This is a genomic window from Pseudooceanicola onchidii (assembly GCF_004959925.1).
Lineage (GTDB): Bacteria > Pseudomonadota > Alphaproteobacteria > Rhodobacterales > Rhodobacteraceae > Pseudooceanicola > Pseudooceanicola onchidii.
This window is the reverse complement of record NZ_SPUW01000001.1, coordinates 1,440,627-1,454,661: the sequence shown is the minus strand read 5'-3', so window position 1 is coordinate 1,454,661 and position 14,035 is coordinate 1,440,627. Positions and strand designations below refer to the sequence as shown.

The 14,035-nt window shown below is 64.3% G+C and carries 14 protein-coding genes; 6 read left to right on the top strand and 8 right to left on the bottom strand.

Annotated elements, in window-relative coordinates; genetic code table 11:
• Position 1: 1 nt before the first annotated feature.
• The 5 genes from ntrX to dusB form a co-directional block, all read right to left on the bottom strand.
• Entirely contained in the window at positions 2–1,402 is a 1,401-nt protein-coding gene (ntrX, locus tag E4S58_RS06995) for a nitrogen assimilation response regulator NtrX (RefSeq protein ID WP_136635602.1), read from the bottom strand.
• Between the two features lie 12 nt (positions 1,403–1,414).
• Positions 1,415–3,691 carry a sensor histidine kinase NtrY-like gene (locus E4S58_RS06990; RefSeq protein WP_169052617.1) on the bottom strand — a complete coding sequence of 759 codons (2,277 nt, stop codon included), beginning with the start codon at positions 3,689–3,691 and terminating at the stop codon, positions 1,415–1,417.
• Between the two features lie 98 nt (positions 3,692–3,789).
• Entirely contained in the window at positions 3,790–5,166 is a 1,377-nt protein-coding gene (locus E4S58_RS06985) for a response regulator (protein WP_136635600.1), read from the bottom strand.
• Positions 5,167–5,168: 2 nt separating this feature from the next.
• The gene (locus E4S58_RS06980) at positions 5,169–6,254 is read right to left on the bottom strand and encodes a two-component system sensor histidine kinase NtrB (RefSeq protein ID WP_136635866.1); all 1,086 of its coding nucleotides are present in this window, start codon (positions 6,252–6,254) and stop codon (positions 5,169–5,171) included.
• Positions 6,254–7,255, bottom strand: a complete 1,002-nt coding sequence (gene dusB, locus E4S58_RS06975; RefSeq protein WP_136635599.1) for a tRNA dihydrouridine synthase DusB — start codon at positions 7,253–7,255, stop codon at positions 6,254–6,256. The genes E4S58_RS06980 and dusB overlap by 1 nt, the downstream gene beginning before the upstream one ends.
• A gap of 165 nt (positions 7,256–7,420) precedes the next feature.
• Here dusB and ispF point away from each other — a divergent pair, with 165 nt between their 5' ends.
• The 4 genes from ispF to E4S58_RS06955 all read left to right on the top strand — a co-directional run bounded on the left by ispF (position 7,421) and on the right by E4S58_RS06955 (position 10,880).
• Entirely contained in the window at positions 7,421–8,566 is a 1,146-nt protein-coding gene (gene ispF, locus E4S58_RS06970) for a 2-C-methyl-D-erythritol 2,4-cyclodiphosphate synthase (RefSeq protein ID WP_136635598.1), read from the top strand.
• Positions 8,563–9,057, top strand: a complete 495-nt coding sequence (locus E4S58_RS06965; protein ID WP_136635597.1) for a phosphatidylglycerophosphatase A family protein — start codon at positions 8,563–8,565, stop codon at positions 9,055–9,057. Before ispF ends, E4S58_RS06965 begins: the two co-directional genes overlap by 4 nt.
• Before the next feature lie 9 nt (positions 9,058–9,066).
• The gene (locus E4S58_RS06960; protein ID WP_136635596.1) at positions 9,067–9,549 is read left to right on the top strand and encodes a CinA family protein; all 483 of its coding nucleotides are present in this window, start codon (positions 9,067–9,069) and stop codon (positions 9,547–9,549) included.
• 152 nt (positions 9,550–9,701) lie between these two features.
• A complete protein-coding gene (locus E4S58_RS06955) occupies positions 9,702–10,880 on the top strand; it encodes an ammonium transporter (protein ID WP_136635595.1) in 1,179 nt (392 codons plus the stop codon).
• 90 nt (positions 10,881–10,970) lie between these two features.
• On the opposite strand, the gene E4S58_RS17870 is transcribed toward E4S58_RS06955, so the two are convergent.
• From E4S58_RS17870 to E4S58_RS06940, 3 genes are all read right to left on the bottom strand, one after another.
• A complete protein-coding gene (locus tag E4S58_RS17870; RefSeq protein WP_169052616.1) occupies positions 10,971–11,483 on the bottom strand; it encodes a hypothetical protein in 513 nt (170 codons plus the stop codon).
• Positions 11,484–11,647: 164 nt separating this feature from the next.
• Positions 11,648–12,271, bottom strand: a complete 624-nt coding sequence (locus E4S58_RS06945) for a hypothetical protein (RefSeq protein ID WP_169052615.1) — start codon at positions 12,269–12,271, stop codon at positions 11,648–11,650.
• A 135-nt stretch (positions 12,272–12,406) separates the two neighbouring features.
• On the bottom strand, positions 12,407–12,850 hold the full coding sequence (locus E4S58_RS06940) for a type II toxin-antitoxin system RatA family toxin (RefSeq protein WP_136635592.1): 444 nt from the start codon (positions 12,848–12,850) through the stop codon (positions 12,407–12,409).
• 72 nt (positions 12,851–12,922) lie between these two features.
• On the opposite strand from E4S58_RS06940, the gene hpt reads away from it, so the two are divergent.
• Entirely contained in the window at positions 12,923–13,465 is a 543-nt protein-coding gene (gene hpt / locus E4S58_RS06935) for a hypoxanthine phosphoribosyltransferase (protein ID WP_136635591.1), read from the top strand.
• 110 nt (positions 13,466–13,575) lie between these two features.
• Positions 13,576–14,028, top strand: coding sequence for a c-type cytochrome (locus tag E4S58_RS06930; protein ID WP_136635590.1), 453 nt, complete (start codon positions 13,576–13,578; stop codon positions 14,026–14,028).
• Positions 14,029–14,035: the final 7 nt, after the last annotated feature.

Below are 14,035 nucleotides of genomic sequence, written 5' to 3'. Positions count from 1 at the left end.
CTTAGTCTTCTTCCTCGACCTGCGCGACGCGACCGCCGGCCTTGGTGGTGGTGACGACGCCAAGCGACTTGAGCTTGCGGTGCAGAGCAGAGCGTTCCATCCCGACGAACTGCGCAGTCTTCGAGATATTGCCGCCGAACCGATTGATCTGGGTCAGCAGGTATTCCCGTTCAAACGCCTCGCGGGCTTCGCGCAGCGGCATGGTGGCCAGCGTGCCCGACAGCACCACGCGCCCCTCTTCCGAAGGCTTGTCGGCCTCGGTCGGGACTTCGCGCGGTTCGATCTCTCCTGTGCCGTCACCAAGGATCAGGATGCGTTCGATGACGTTGCGCAGCTGGCGCACGTTGCCCGGCCAGACCATCGTCTGCATCAGCGCGGCCGCATCGTCGGAGAGGCTGCGCATCGGCAGGCCCTGCGCCTTGTGCAGACCTTCGATGAAGTACTGGGCCAGAACGGGAATATCCTCGCGCCGGTCAGCCAGCGATGGCACGTCGATCGGCACGACGTTCAGGCGATGGAACAGTTCCTGCCGGAAGGTGCCGGCGGCGATCTCGGCCTCAAGATCGCGCGAGGTCGAGGAGACGACGCGCAGGTCGACCCGCACCTTGTCGGTCCCGCCCACGCGGGTAAATTGCTGATCGACCAGCACGCGCAGGATCTTGGACTGGCTGCCCATGGGCATGTCCGCGATCTCGTCGAAATAGATCACGCCGCCATGGGCCTGTTCCAGCAGCCCCTGTTCGATGCCCCGGTCCGTGCCTTCGCGCCCGAACAGGACCTCTTCCATCCGGTCGGCTTCGATCGTCGCGCAGGAAACGACCACGAAGGGCGCCTCGGCCCGGTTCGAATTCGCATGGACATAGCGCGCCGCGATTTCCTTGCCCGATCCGGACGGACCCTTGAGCATGACGCGACCGTTCGACTTCGTGACCTTGTCCAGCTGCCCCATGAGCGTGCGGAAGGTGGCCGAATTGCCCACCATCTCGGCCGAGGCGGTGTCCTTGCGGCGCAGCTGCGTGTTTTCCCGGCGCAGCCGCGAGGTTTCCATGGCGCGGCGGATCACCACCAGCAGCTGGTCGATGTTGAACGGCTTTTCGATGAAGTCGTAGGCGCCCTGCTTGATCGCCGCGACCGCGATCTCGATGTTGCCGTGGCCCGAAATGATGACCACGGGAACGTCGGGGTTGTCGCGCTTGACGTGCTTTAGGATATCGATCCCGTCCATCCGGCTGTCCTTGAGCCAGATGTCGAGGATCATCAGCGCGGGCGCCTCGGTGTTCAGATGTGCCATGCATTCGTCCGAATTGCCGGCCAGCCGGGTGGCGAACCCTTCGTCTTCCAGAATGTCCGAGATGAGCTCGCGAATGTCCCGCTCATCGTCCACGATCAAAATATCACTCATGGTCCCTCACTATCATTTCTCTTGGCCTGCCGCATCGACCTTACCGGCGATGAGAGGCAGGCGGATAATTGCGCAGGCGCCCGCGTGGGACAGCCCGTCAAACGGCGGCGCGTCGTCCAGGCGCAGCGTGCCGCCATGTTCTTCGATGATCTTCTTGACGATCGGCAGGCCCAGCCCGGTGCCCTTTTCCCGCGTGGTGACATAGGGTTCGAACAGCTGCGCGCGGTCTTCGGGAAGCCCTATGCCGTTGTCGCAGATGCGGATTTCGGCCCAGGGCGCGTCGCCGAATTCGGTCTCTTCGAACTCGATCGCGGCGCTGATGTGGATGGCGGGGGCATAGGCGTCGGGGCTGTGTTTCTCGCGGTAGGTTTCCGTGGCCTCGCCCGCATTCTTGATCAGGTTGGTCAGCGCCTGTCCGATCATGGTGGCATCCAGATCGGCGGGCATGCGGTGCTGGCCCAGATCCGAAGTGATCTGGACATCCGGCTGGCCGGACTGTTGCAACAGCACCGCGCCCTGCAGCAGATCGCGAAGATCCTCCTGCCGTTTTTCGGGTTCGGGCATGCGGGCGAACTTGGAAAATTCATCGACGATGCGGCGCAGGTCGCCGGTCTGGCGCACGATCACTTCGGTCAGCGCCTCGAGATCGTCGACCAGAGGTTCGTCCAGGTGGCGCGAGAATTTGCGCTTGATGCGTTCGGCCGACAGCTGGATCGGGGTGAGCGGGTTCTTGATCTCATGTGCGATGCGGCGGGCAACGTCGCCCCAGGCCGCCATGCGCTGCGCCGTGACCAGGTCGGTGACATCGTCAAAGGCCACAACGTAGCCTTCGCGTCGCCCTTCGGTGTTGCGCCGGGTGGCCATGCGGACCAGCAGGGTTTCCTGCCGTCCGCCGCGCACGACCTTGATTTCGGCCTGGATGGTCTGGCCGCCGCTGTCCTTCAGCTGGTCGAAGAGCGCACCGAATTCCGGCACCGCATAGGAAATCGCCAGGGATTCGTGATCGTCCGACCAGTCAAGCAGCCGTTCGGCGGACCGGTTCACGAAAGTCACGCGCCCCTCGCGGTCCAGCCCCACGACGCCCGAGGTCACCGACGAGAGCACGGAATCGAACAGCCTGCGGCGTTGTTCGATCTGGTTGGTGTTCTCAAGCAGGGCGGCGCGCTGGCCCTTCAGCTCCATCGTCATCTGGTTGAAGTAGCGCGACAACATGGCGATTTCATCGTCGCCATCGTCTTCCGCCACCCGCACGTCCAGATCACCCGACCCGACCCGCTGTGCCGCGCCCGTCAGGCGACCCACGGGACCCGACAGCCGTTCGGCAAACCACAGGCCCAGCCAGACGGCGGCAAGGATCAGGATGACGGCAAAGCCGATATAAAGCAGGCCGAATTCGAACAGCACCCGGCCGCGTTCGTTCTCAAGCTGCTGATACAGCCGCACGGTTTCCTGCGTGTCGTCCAGCAGGTTGAGGATATCGCCGTCCACGTCCCGGCTGACATAGAGGAACCGGTCAAGATAGGCGCTGAGCGGGATCAGCGCGCGGAATTCGTTGTTGTCCCAATCGTCGATCAGCAGGAAGCCATCCTGCAGCGCCTGGGCAATCTGTTCGTCGGTCGGTTCTTCATAGTCGAACAGGTACGATCGTTCGCCGCGCGCGCGGATCTCGCCCGTGCCGTCGATGACGTAGGCTTCGCGCAGCCCCCGCTGGATCTGGTTCTGACCCGAGGCGAGAAGCTGACGGATCACCGCGTCGGTGATCAGGAAGTCGCGCTGTTTCGCGGTATTGAGGAAATTGGCCAGCGCGCGGCCGTCTTCCTCAAGATCCACGCGGTGTTCTTCCTCGTAGGCGCGCGCGGCGGCGAGCGAGGTGCCGACCACCTGCCGGACGCGTTCGGAAAACCAGCCCTCAAGCCCGATGTTGATCGTCAGGACGGCAAAGATCGCCACCGAAACCGTGGGGATCAGCGCCATCGTGGCAAACAGCGTCGTCAACCGCAGGTGCAGTCGGCTCCCTGCGGATTTCGCCCGTCGCGCCGCCACCATGCGGGCCACGCGTTGCAGCACCAATGCGGCGACGACCAGCACATAGACCAGATCGGCCAGCAGGATCAGCCGCAGCGATTGTGACGCCGCGCCCTGATTGAGGGGACCGAGAATGAAGAAGGTCGCAAGAACAAGGACCGGGCCAAGGATCACCAGCCCGAGTGTCGCTGCATTCTGCAACCTGCGTTGTCGTCCCAGCCGCAGAAGTGCCGACCAGGTCGATCGATGTGCCCGAGTTGCCACGGGACCGCCTCATACAATGTGCCGCATTCTGCGGCTACCGCTATATCTTGCGGCCGAACGACACCCTGAGGTGCCACGGCCACTCTGCTGTTGCGGTTTTACATCAATCGGCGCCGGCGAGTCACGCGAATATCCAGATCGGTGATCTTCTTTCGCAGGGTATTCCGGTTGATCCCCAGAAGATCGGCGCATTTGGCCTGGTTGCCGCCCGATGCCTCCAGCGCGATCTCGATCAGGGGTGTCTCCATCTCTTTGAGAATGCGGGCATAAAGGCCGGGGGGCGGCAGCATGTTGCCATGCAGGTCAAAATAGCGCCGCAGATGCCGCCCGATCGAGGCCGAGAGCTTCTCTGCATCCTCAACGGTCGCGGCGGGCTGTTCGCTTTCGGGCTGGTTGCCCAGCACGCCCGCAACCTCGGCCTTGGTGATCTCGTCGGTGCGCGCGGTCAGCACCAGCCGTCGAATCGCGTTCTCCAGCTGGCGCACGTTGCCGGGCCAGGGATGGCTTCGGGTCAGCTCCATCGCGTCGGGGGTCAGTTTCTTCAGCGGCGATCCCTCGCGTTCGCACCGGGCGAAGAAATGCTCGACCAGCAGCGGGATATCGTCGACCCGATCCCGCAGCGCCGGCACGTGGATCGAGGCCCCGGACAGCCGGTAGTACAGATCCTGCCGGATCTTGCCGTCCTCCATCGCGCGGTTCAGATCGGCCTGGGATGTCGCCATGAAGCGCGGCAGGTTGTCCGCCGTGCCGTCCATCATCCGCACGATCCGCGCCTGCACCTCGGCCGGGATATCCGTGATTTCGTCGATGATGATCGTGCCGCCCTTGGCCCGCGCCATGATCTGCGCCGGCCCTTCGATGTCCTGCAGATCGGCAGCCGAGGCCGTGACGAACGGCAGGTTCCGCCGATCCGAGAAATCGTGGATTGCCCGCGCGATCAGCGATTTGCCAGTGCCGGATTCGCCGGTGATCAGCACCGGAAGATCGGTGTTCAGCACGCGCGCGATCAGACGGTAAAGCGCCTGCATCGACGGGGTGCGCCCGATCAGGGGCAGTTCGTCCGGGCGTTCGCTGTCGCTGTTCGACGACACCGGTGCGGCCGCGTTCTTGCGTCGGGCCTCCAGCGCGCGGGCGGTGCGCTTCATCAGGTCGGGCAGGTCGAAGGGCTTGGGCAGGTAATCATAGGCCTCGGCCTCGGCCGCCTGGATCGCCGTCATGATCGTGTTCTGCGCCGAGATCACGATGACCGGCAGACCGGGGCGGTCCTGCTGGATCTTCGGCAGCATTTCGAGCCCGTTCCCGTCCGGCATCATCACGTCCGAAATGACCACGTCGCCCTTCCCTTCACTGACCCACCTCATCAGCGTGGTGAGCGAGGAGGTCGCGTGCACCTTGCACCCGGCCCGCGTCAGGGCCTGTGTCAGAACGGTGCGGATCGTGCGGTCATCGTCCGCGACAAGGATGGTGCCATCCATACTCAGCTCTCCTTGGCTTTGGATTTCTTGCGGGCCTTGTCCATCGGCAGGGACAGGCGGAACGTGGTCTTGCCGGGCACGGAGGTGACGGAAATCCATCCGTTGTGGTCCGAGATGATCTTGCTGACGAGAGCAAGGCCTAGCCCCGTGCCGTTTTCCTTGCCCGAGACGAAGGGATCGAAGATGTCGTCGGCGATCTCGGGCGGCAGGCCCGGGCCGTCATCGATGATCTCGATCTGCAGGGGCAGCGGTTCGCCCAATCCGTCTGATCGGCGCAGACGGAAGGAATGTTCAAAGTAGGTGTGAAGCCGGATCGTGCCCGGTTCCTTCCCGGCCGCTTCGGACGCGTTTTTCAGAAGGTTCAGGATGACCTGCAACAGCTGATCCGGATCCGCGATGGCCAGCGGCAGGGACGGATCGTAATCCTCGATGATCTTCATGTGGGCGCCAAAGCCCAGCAGGGCCGACCGCCGCGCGCGGTCCAGCACGTCGTGGATGTTCACCGGTCGCAGGTCCGGCAGGGTCAGATTGCCGAACTGTTCGACCTGTTCCAGCAGCTTTACGATGCGACGGGTTTCGCCGACGATCAGGTCGGTCAGTTCCTGATCCTCTTTCGACAGGTTCATCGACAGAAGCTGCGCCGCCCCGGTGATGCCTGCCAGAGGGTTCTTGATCTCGTGCGCCAGCATTTCCGCCATGCCGATGGCCGACCGGGCGGCGGACTTGACCGTGTGGTCCAGCGTCAGCTGCCCCGCCAGTTCGCGCGGAGAGATCAGGAACAGCATGTGGTCGGGCCGGTCCGCCATGGGCGCGATCTGCAGGTTGCAGTGCAAAGGCGGCCGATCCCCGGTGCCGACGTCGACGTCGTTCACGAAGAGCGGCGACGCCGTGGCCCGGGCCCGCGCGAAAGCATTCTCAAGCGGGCTGTCGATCATGACCTTTTCCCAGACCTTGGTGCCCAGGATCGACTTGGCCGAGGTGTTCAGGAAGCCTTCGGCCGGGCCGTTGATCGCAACGATATTGTCGTCGGGATCCAGCACCAGCGCCGGAATGGGAAGCGAATTCCACAGCGGATTGTCGTCGATCATCATGCGACCGCCCTTGTCGTCTCGGGTGTCTGGTCGGCTGTCGGATCCTGCGCCAGCGCGTCCGGCAGCAGCCGCTGCACCTCGGCCACGCAGCGGGACCGCAGGATCTGACCGCGCAGGTCCGCGGGCGTGTTGGCGGCGTCCATGTACCAGCCCAGGTGCTTGCGCGCGACACGTAGGCCAAGATCGGTGCCGTAGAACGACAGGATCGCGACATAGTGGTTCAGCGCGATCTCGGCACGGTTATCGGGCGCCTCGAACGGCGTATCGGACAGGGCTGCCATGACCTCGGCCACGGCCCAGGGGCGGCCCTGGATGCCGCGTCCGACCATGACGCCCTGCGCGCCTGACGCTGCGAGCGCCTGTTGCGCCGTTGCGCCGTCGGTGATGTCGCCGTTGGCCAGCACCGGCACCGTGACCGCATCCGTCACACGGCGGATCGCGGCCCAGTCGGCCTGCCCCTTGTAGAACTGGCAGCGCGTGCGGCCATGCACCACGATCATCCGCGCCCCCGCCCCTTCGGCCATGCGGGCGATGTCGGGCGCGTTCAGGCTGTCGTCGTCCCAGCCCAGGCGCATCTTGACGGTCACCGGAACGTCGACGGCTTCGGCCACGGCCTCGACCAGCGACAGCGCGAGATCCGGGTCGCGCATCAGAGCCGAGCCAGACAGCCCGCCCGTCACCTTCTTGGCCGGGCAGCCCATGTTGATGTCGATGATCCGGGCGCCCAGATCTGCCACCTGTTTCGCGGCTTCGGCCATCACATCGGCCTGACGCCCCGCCAGCTGGACCGAGGTCGTCGCATCCCCCAGCCCCAATTCGGCGCGTTCGCGGGTGCCGGCCCGGGCGGCGACAAGCTCTCCGCTGGCCACCATTTCACTGACCACCAGGTCCGCGCCAAAGCCCGCGACCAGCGTGCGCATCGGCAGGTCGGTGATCCCGGCCATTGGGGCCAGGGCGACGACGGGGCGTGTATCTGTGGTGTCGAACGGGAAGGACATGCCTAATCCTTGTGCAATAAAGTCTAGTTATCGCGTTGAAACCGGTGGCTCAACGCTTCCCGACGGGAATTCCGCCTCACTTCTGCGCGTATGCCTATTTTTTAGGCATACAGGTGCGGATCAGGGTGCATTGCCGCCGCCTGCGTTTCCTCATATCCAGTCCGCATGACGAACGACAGCATCCGTTTTGCCACAATACTCGTTGCCGCCGGGCGCGGTCTGCGGGCCGGGGGCGGCCAGCCGAAACAATGGCGTCCCCTCGCCGGGCGGCGCGTTGCGGACTGGACCCTTGAGGCCTTCGCCAGGGTCGGGGATATCGTGGTGGTGCTGCACCCCGACGACATGGACGTGACCCTGCCCGAAGGCGTGCACCGCGTCACCGGCGGGTCGACCCGGGGACTGTCGGTGAAGGCCGGCCTGACGCGGGCCTGGGCGCTTGGGGCCAGCCATGTGCTGATCCACGACATCGCGCGCCCCTGCGTGGCCCCGCATGTGATCACCGCCGTGACGGATGCGCTGATGCGGGGGGCCCATGCCGCGGCACCGGGGATCGAGGTCACCGATGCGCTCTGGACCCAGTCGGGCGGGCTTGTCACCGGCGCGCGCGACCGCACTGGCCTGATGCGCGCCCAGACCCCGCAGGGCTTCGCCATCGGAGAAATTGCCGCCGCCCACGACGGATTTCCCGGCGAGGCGCGTGATGATGTCGAGGTCGCCCTGTCAAGCGGGCTTGAGGTCGTCATCACGCAGGGCGACGAAGACAACATCAAGATCACCCATCCCGGCGATTTCGCCCGGGCCGAGGCGATCTTGCAGAAACGGAGGGGCGCGATGGACGTTCGCCTTGGAAACGGTTTTGACGTGCACGCCTTTTGCGACGGCGATCACGTGATGCTGTGTGGAGTTGCCGTGCCGCACGACAAGGGCCTGCTGGGCCATTCGGATGCGGATGTCGGCATGCATGCCATCACCGACGCGATCTATGGCGCGCTGGCCGAAGGCGACATCGGCCGCCACTTCCCGCCGTCGGATCCGCAGTGGAAGGGCGCAGAAAGCCATATCTTCCTGCGCCATGCCGTTGATCTGGCGACGGAAAAGGGCTTTCGCGTCGGCAATATCGACTGCACGCTGATCTGCGAACGCCCCAAGGTCGGGCCCCATGCCGCCGCGATGCAGGCCGCCCTGGCCGCCATAACGGGGATCGAGGCCGGGCGCATATCAGTCAAGGCAACAACATCGGAAAAGCTGGGCTTCACGGGCCGCGGCGAAGGGATCGCGGCGATGGCCACCGCGACGCTGGTGTCGGCATGACCCCGGCGCAGATGATCGGAACCGTCGGCGGCGTCGGCTATCTTCGCCCGGCCTCTGGCACCTGGGGCAGCGCCGCCGCGCTGCCGCTGGCCTGGGTGGTCTATGTGCTGGGCGGGCCCTGGCTGGTGATCGCGCTGGCCGTGGTGCTGTTCGTCGCGGGCACCTGGGCCACGGCGGAAATGACGCGCGGGTCCGACAACCACGACCCGTCCGAGGTCGTGATGGACGAAGTCGTCGGCCAGTGGATCGCGCTTTTGCCCGTGTTCATCGGGGCCGCGCATGTCGGCGCACCCGTGCTGGCGCTCTGGCCCGGCTGGGTCGTGGGTTTCCTGGCCTTCCGGCTGTTCGACATCTGGAAGCCCGGTCCAGTCGGCTGGGCCGACCGCCGCAACGATCCGATCGGGGTGATGCTGGATGATGTCTTCGCAGGCATCATGGCCGCGATCGTCGTCGCGCTCAGCGCTGCCGTGGCGCATGTGTTTCTGATGTAGGAGGACGCGATGTCCCTGCCCCATGATCTTCTTGAGACCTGCAAGGCCGCCGGGCTGACCCTGGCCACCGCCGAAAGCTGCACCGGGGGCATGGTCGCATCCTCGCTGATCGACATCGCCGGGTCCTCGGCCGTGGTGCTGGGGGGCGTCGTGTCCTATTCCAACGCCGCCAAGCGCGACCTGCTGGGCGTCCGCGCCGCCACGCTGACCACCCATGGCGCGGTGAGCGAGCAGACCGCGATCGAGATGGCGACCGGCGCCCTGATCCGGCTGAACGCGGACCTTGCCGTGGGCATCACCGGGGTCGCGGGGCCCGGCGCCAGCGGGCCGAAACCCGAGGGCATGGTCTGCTTTGCCGTGGCACGGCGCGGGGCGGCGCCGGTGGCTGAAACGGTGCAGTTCGGTGCCCTTGGCCGGGCCGAGGTGCGTGCAGCGTCCCGCGATCACGCGCTTGGGATGCTGCTGACGCAGGCGTCAACAGACCGCCCATAAACTGACCATACACCGCAATTACCCGCCCAATTGTTGTGCGGTTTGCGAATTGCACTGATTTTTGGCACCCATTTGCATGGTTGCCTCTTTCTTGATCCGTCGGCGCTCCGATAAGTCGCCCCGGCATCACATGGGAAGAGGGAAACCAGAACATGAACGGAGCGGATACCGCCTGGATCATCGTCGCCACAGCACTTGTGCTGTTCATGACATTACCGGGGCTGGCGCTGTTTTACGGCGGCCTCGTGCGGGCACGGAACGTGCTGAGCGTCTTCATGCATTGCTATGCCATCGCCTGCGTCATGAGCGTGGCCTGGTTCGTCGCAGGCTATTCCATCGCCTTCGGTGACGGCAACGCCGTCTGGGGCGGCCTGGGCAAGGCGATGTTGCTGGGCATCGACGCCGACACGCTAGCGGGCACCCTGCCCGAGGTGCTGTTCTTTGCCTTCCAGATGACCTTCGCGATCATCACCCCGGCCCTGATCGTCGGCGCCTTCGTGGAACGCGCGAACTTCTCGTGGGTGATCCTGTTCTCGACGCTGTGGATGCTGGTCTGCTACGCGCCGGTTGTGCACTGGATCTGGGGCGGCGGCATGCTGTCAGACGGCGGCATCTTCGGGGAAACCGGCGCGCGCGACTTTGCCGGCGGGATCGTCGTGCATGAAACCGCGGGCCTTGCGGCGCTGGTGATCGCGGTCATGCTTGGGTCGCGCCGCGACAAGTCCAAGCCGCCGCACAACCCCGGTTTCGTGATGATCGGTGCCTCGATGCTCTGGGTCGGCTGGTTCGGCTTCAACGGCGGCTCGCAACTGGCCGCCGACGGAGGCGCGGCCATGGCGCTGACGGTCACGCATATCTCGGCCGCGACCGCCTCGGTCACCTGGGCAATCTGGGAACGCATCAAGTACGGCAAGTCCTCGCTTGTGGGCATCGTCACCGGCACCATCGCGGGTCTTGCGTCGATCACGCCTGCCTCGGGCTTTGTCGGCCCGGTCGAAGCGCTGATCATCGGGGCGATCGCCGGCGTGCTGTGCCAGGAGATGGTGAACGTCATCCGCAACCGCCTGGTGATCGACGACACGCTGGATGTCTTCGCGGTGCACGGCGTCGGCGGCATCTTCGGGACGCTGATGATCGCGGTCTTTGGCGAAGCGTCCTGGACCGCGCAGCTTGGGTCGCTGGCCATCGTCGGCGTCTTCACCGTGGTCGTGACCTATGCGCTGGCCAAGCTTGTGGCGATCGTCGTGCCGATGCGCGTCGATCAGGAGACCGAGCACACGGGCCTCGACCTTGCCCAGCATGGCGAACGAGCCTACGACCACGTGTCCTGACCCGGGTCTGCCTGAAATAAATTCAGGGTCTTTCCTTAGTCCAAGGAAAGACCCTGATCTTTTTGAGGTCTGCCCGAACCGGGCGCCCCGTCATGCGCTGCGTTCTGTGCGCTCGCCCGACCGTTCGGCCATGTCGGCACGACCATAGGCACCGCCCGCGTCCTGGTTGACCGGCGTCAGAAGCGAATAGGTGTCGACGCGTTCGAGATCGGCAAAGATGCCGTCGAGGCTTAGCGCGGATTGCGTGGCGATCGCTTCGCGGCGCACGAAATCCACGGCGATGACGGCCTGGTCACGCGACTCGATGTCGTAATCTCGGGGGCCGGAGATTTCGGCTTTCTCCAGCTCTTGCTTGTAACGATAATAATCCACACCGACCGAGCTGTTGCCGGTCACAGGGGCCGCGCCTGAATTTGTCTCGGACGAATTCTCAACCGCCTGCGTTTCCCCCTCAGGAGAGGTCGCAGTATTATCAGAATTGCTTTCGGAAACCGGCTGATCGGCAGTATTGCCGCCGACACCAGAGGTATTTCCATTACCATTGCCATTACCGCCGCCGAAAACAGCGCCCAGGCCATTGGATATGCCGCCAATAAGGGACATGGTACTCTCCTTTGCTTTCTCCACCGGAAGCAAGGGATGCACCTCAATTGAGTTCGGATTGTGTTAACGCCGCGTTCCGCCTGCCCAATTCATGAACATGCGCGCATCGTTGTCATTGCGAAAAACGATGTGCCCCGGTGCCGGACCGGGGCGCAGCGACAGGGTCAGGCCGAGTATTCGACAGCGTCACGCGATGCCGAGCCGCCAGAGGCAGAGGACGCCGGCGCATAGAGATCGGCCACGCTGCCCGACCCGCCTTCGACGCGGGTGTAGGATCCGCCGCCCATGCCGTCGATCAGCGTCTGGGTCTTCATCGCCGCCTGGGCGTTGATGGCCGCGCGACGCGCGTATTCGTCGGCGTTGACCTTTTCCTCAACCGGTTCCGCATCCTCAGCTGCAGGCGCTGTGGCCTCGGCCACGGGCTCTTCCGCCGGTTTGACCGACTTGGCAAGGACACCGCTGACCACCTCTTTGGCGACATCGGCGACCTTTTCAACCGCTGCGGCAGCGTTGGCGACCTGGGCAACCGGCGCGGCCTTTGCCTCGGCCGGGGCAACCGCCTGTGCGGCAACGTTGGTGGCAACTTCGGTCACGGCCTGGACAGCCTGGGCCGGCGCAGATGCGGCGGGGGCCGGTTCGGGCGTTGCGGTCGGTGCCGAGGCCTGCTGCGTCGTCTGACCGTCATCCTGCGACGACCGCGCAGCCCGGGCGGCGTCCCGCGCCGCTTTGAAAGCGGCCTTCCAGTCGGTTTTGCTGAACTGCTCGAACAGCGCTCCGTTAGCAAACAATGTTATGACTCCTTCTAGCTTGCACACCTAGAAGTTGTCCCCTGATTGCGATGTAATTTTGTTGGTTGTGCCGGGTTGCCGCCTTAATTCAACTCTTACGTGCAGCGGCACCTTTGCAGAAAACGGTTATACCATTTAACCGTAAAGCGCCCGGGCCCGATCTTCGAATGCCCGGACAATCCGGTGCATCGCTTCATTGAAGACGACACCGATGATCCCTTGCAATACGGCGTTCTTGAATTCGAAATCGACGTGGAAGGAAACATCGCAGCCGTCTTCGGCATCGGCGAAATGCCAGTCGGATTTCATGTAACGGAAGGGACCGTCCAGGTATTCGGTGTCGATCTTCATCACCTCGGGCCACAGCACGACGCGGGACCCGAACTTTTCGCGAAACACCTTGAAGGAGATCACCAGGTCCGCCGCCATCACCTCGTGATCGCCCCGATCCTCGCGCGACCGGATACGGGCGGCGGCGCACCAGGGCAGGAACTGCGGATAGGACCCCACATCGGCGACAAGGTCATACATCTGCTGCGCGGTATACGGCAGGCGGCGTGTCTCGGAATGACGTGGCATCTGGCCCCTTTTTGACGCGTTTACACAGGCACCTCATGTCGTATGGTGCGCGCGTAATATCAAGGAAGAACCATGACCGCGCGTCCTTATGTCATCGACCAGATGATCTCGGCCAAGGCGATTGCCGCCCGCATCGAAGAGCTGACCGAAGAGATCAAGAAGGAATTCCCGGCCGAGGAACGGCTGGTCGTCGTGGGGCTTCTGCGCGGGTCCTTCGTCTTCATCGCCGACCTGGTGCGTGAGCTCAAGGACCGCGATGTCGAGGTCGATTTCCTCGAAGCCTCGTCCTACGGCAATGCGATGGAAAGCTCGCGCGAGGTGCGGATCCTCAAGGACCTGCGCGGCGAGATCGAGGGGCGCAACGTCCTGGTCGTCGAGGATATCGTCGACACGGGACATACGCTCAATCACGTGATGCACTTCCTCGAATCGCGCCACCCCAAGCGGATCCGCACCATCGCGTTGCTGGACAAGCCGTCGCGCCGCGAGGTCGATTTCAAGGCGGATTACACGGGCTTCGCGATCCCGGACGAATTCGTCGTCGGCTATGGCATCGACTACGCGCAGTGCAATCGCAACCTGCCCTACATCGGCAAGGTGCGGTTCACCGACTAGGGCCTACGCGCAGGCTCTCGCCCGGTGCCGAAACCTCACGATTTAGTCACTGCCTGTCACATACTTCTGCTCTACGGTCGGAACAGAAGTGTTCAGACAGGGAGTTACCAATGAAACGCTTTAGCATGGGCCTGCTCGTGGCAGGTCTGGGACTGGTTGGCAGCCACGCCACCGCGCAGGATCTGGACAAGGCCGTGAAGGCCCGCCAGGCGGTGATGCAGCTATATGCCTTCAACCTCGGGACGCTTGGCGCGATGGCCAAGGGTCAGATGGACTATGACGCCGCAGTGGCGCAGGCCGCGGCCGGCAACATCGTGAAGGTGTCGTCGCAGAATCAGATGGCCTATTGGCCGCAGGGATCGGCCGTCGGCGAAGTCGAAGGCTCCAAGGCGCTTCCCGCCGTGTGGGAGAACATGGAAGACGTCGGCGCCAAGGCCGCCGCCCTGACCGAAGCCGCCATGCAGGCCGAAGCCGCGACGGATCTGGCCGGGCTTCAGGCGGCCATGGGCGCCATGGGCGGTGCCTGCGGCGCCTGCCACAAATCCTACCGCCAGTCCGACTAAGACACGC

Bases quoted from the DNA above. Each gene is read 5' to 3' on its own strand.
- ntrX (WP_136635602.1), bottom strand. From the start codon at position 1,402: ATGAGTGATATTTTGATCGTGGACGATGAGCGGGACATTCGCGAGCTC.
- E4S58_RS06985 (WP_136635600.1), bottom strand. From the start codon at position 5,166: ATGGATGGCACCATCCTTGTCGCGGACGATGACCGCACGATCCGCACC.
- E4S58_RS06980 (WP_136635866.1), bottom strand. From the start codon at position 6,254: ATGATCGACGACAATCCGCTGTGGAATTCGCTTCCCATTCCGGCGCTG.
- dusB (WP_136635599.1), bottom strand. From the start codon at position 7,255: ATGTCCTTCCCGTTCGACACCACAGATACACGCCCCGTCGTCGCCCTG.
- ispF (WP_136635598.1), top strand. From the start codon at position 7,421: ATGACGAACGACAGCATCCGTTTTGCCACAATACTCGTTGCCGCCGGG.
- E4S58_RS06965 (WP_136635597.1), top strand. From the start codon at position 8,563: ATGACCCCGGCGCAGATGATCGGAACCGTCGGCGGCGTCGGCTATCTT.
- E4S58_RS06960 (WP_136635596.1), top strand. From the start codon at position 9,067: ATGTCCCTGCCCCATGATCTTCTTGAGACCTGCAAGGCCGCCGGGCTG.
- E4S58_RS06955 (WP_136635595.1), top strand. From the start codon at position 9,702: ATGAACGGAGCGGATACCGCCTGGATCATCGTCGCCACAGCACTTGTG.
- E4S58_RS17870 (WP_169052616.1), bottom strand. From the start codon at position 11,483: ATGTCCCTTATTGGCGGCATATCCAATGGCCTGGGCGCTGTTTTCGGC.
- E4S58_RS06940 (WP_136635592.1), bottom strand. From the start codon at position 12,850: ATGCCACGTCATTCCGAGACACGCCGCCTGCCGTATACCGCGCAGCAG.
- hpt (WP_136635591.1), top strand. From the start codon at position 12,923: ATGACCGCGCGTCCTTATGTCATCGACCAGATGATCTCGGCCAAGGCG.
- E4S58_RS06930 (WP_136635590.1), top strand. From the start codon at position 13,576: ATGAAACGCTTTAGCATGGGCCTGCTCGTGGCAGGTCTGGGACTGGTT.